This is a genomic window from Pantoea sp. BAV 3049 (assembly GCF_009765445.1).
Taxonomy (GTDB): domain Bacteria; phylum Pseudomonadota; class Gammaproteobacteria; order Enterobacterales; family Enterobacteriaceae; genus Erwinia.
Map to the genome: position 1 here is coordinate 1 of NZ_WHOY01000009.1, position 1764 is coordinate 1764.

1 rRNA gene is annotated in these 1764 nt (G+C 53.6%); it reads right to left on the reverse strand.

Annotation, left to right across the window (positions count from 1 at the left end):
- Window positions 1–61: 61 nt before the first annotated feature.
- Window positions 62–1601 (reverse strand): 16S ribosomal RNA (locus tag GSQ70_RS00580).
- Window positions 1602–1764 lie beyond the last annotated feature (163 nt).

Genomic DNA, 1764 nt, shown 5'->3' on the forward strand with positions numbered 1-1764 from the left:
TGCTCGTTACTTTTCTATCAGACAATCTGTTGTGGACACTTCGGAGGAAGGTATCTTCAGGTAAGGAGGTGATCCAACCGCAGGTTCCCCTACGGTTACCTTGTTACGACTTCACCCCAGTCATGAATCACAAAGTGGTAAGCGCCCTCCCGGAGGTTAAGCTACCTACTTCTTTTGCAACCCACTCCCATGGTGTGACGGGCGGTGTGTACAAGGCCCGGGAACGTATTCACCGTGGCATTCTGATCCACGATTACTAGCGATTCCGACTTCACGGAGTCGAGTTGCAGACTCCGATCCGGACTACGACGCACTTTATGAGGTCCGCTTGCTCTCGCGAGGTCGCTTCTCTTTGTATGCGCCATTGTAGCACGTGTGTAGCCCTGGCCGTAAGGGCCATGATGACTTGACGTCATCCCCACCTTCCTCCGGTTTATCACCGGCAGTCTCCTTTGAGTTCCCGACCGAATCGCTGGCAACAAAGGATAAGGGTTGCGCTCGTTGCGGGACTTAACCCAACATTTCACAACACGAGCTGACGACAGCCATGCAGCACCTGTCTCACGGTTCCCGAAGGCACCAAAGCATCTCTGCTGAGTTCCGTGGATGTCAAGGCCAGGTAAGGTTCTTCGCGTTGCATCGAATTAAACCACATGCTCCACCGCTTGTGCGGGCCCCCGTCAATTCATTTGAGTTTTAACCTTGCGGCCGTACTCCCCAGGCGGTCGACTTAACGCGTTAGCTCCGGAAGCCACTCCTCATGGGAACAGCCTCCAAGTCGACATCGTTTACGGCGTGGACTACCAGGGTATCTAATCCTGTTTGCTCCCCACGCTTTCGCACCTGAGCGTCAGTCTTTGTCCAGGGGGCCGCCTTCGCCACCGGTATTCCTCCAGATCTCTACGCATTTCACCGCTACACCTGGAATTCTACCCCCCTCTACAAGACTCCAGCCTGCCAGTTTCAAATGCAGTTCCCAGGTTAAGCCCGGGGATTTCACATCTGACTTGACAGACCGCCTGCGTGCGCTTTACGCCCAGTAATTCCGATTAACGCTTGCACCCTCCGTATTACCGCGGCTGCTGGCACGGAGTTAGCCGGTGCTTCTTCTGCGGGTAACGTCAATCGGCAGGGTTATTAACCCTGCCGCCTTCCTCCCCGCTGAAAGTACTTTACAACCCGAAGGCCTTCTTCATACACGCGGCATGGCTGCATCAGGCTTGCGCCCATTGTGCAATATTCCCCACTGCTGCCTCCCGTAGGAGTCTGGACCGTGTCTCAGTTCCAGTGTGGCTGGTCATCCTCTCAGACCAGCTAGGGATCGTCGCCTAGGTGAGCCGTTACCCCACCTACTAGCTAATCCCATCTGGGCACATCCGATGGTGTGAGGCCCGAAGGTCCCCCACTTTGGTCCGTAGACGTTATGCGGTATTAGCTACCGTTTCCAGTAGTTATCCCCCTCCATCGGGCAGTTTCCCAGACATTACTCACCCGTCCGCCACTCGTCACCCGAGAGCAAGCTCTCTGTGCTACCGTTCGACTTGCATGTGTTAGGCCTGCCGCCAGCGTTCAATCTGAGCCATGATCAAACTCTTCAATTTAAGTTTGATTTGCTGAAACACGTTCAGCGATGCTCATCTGTAAAACGTCATAATGAATTTCATTATGTGTTCACTCGTGAGACTTGATATTTTTTACGTCCGGAGACGCTGATATCAATCCTGCGAGTGCCCACACAGATTGTCTGATAAATTGTTAAAGAGC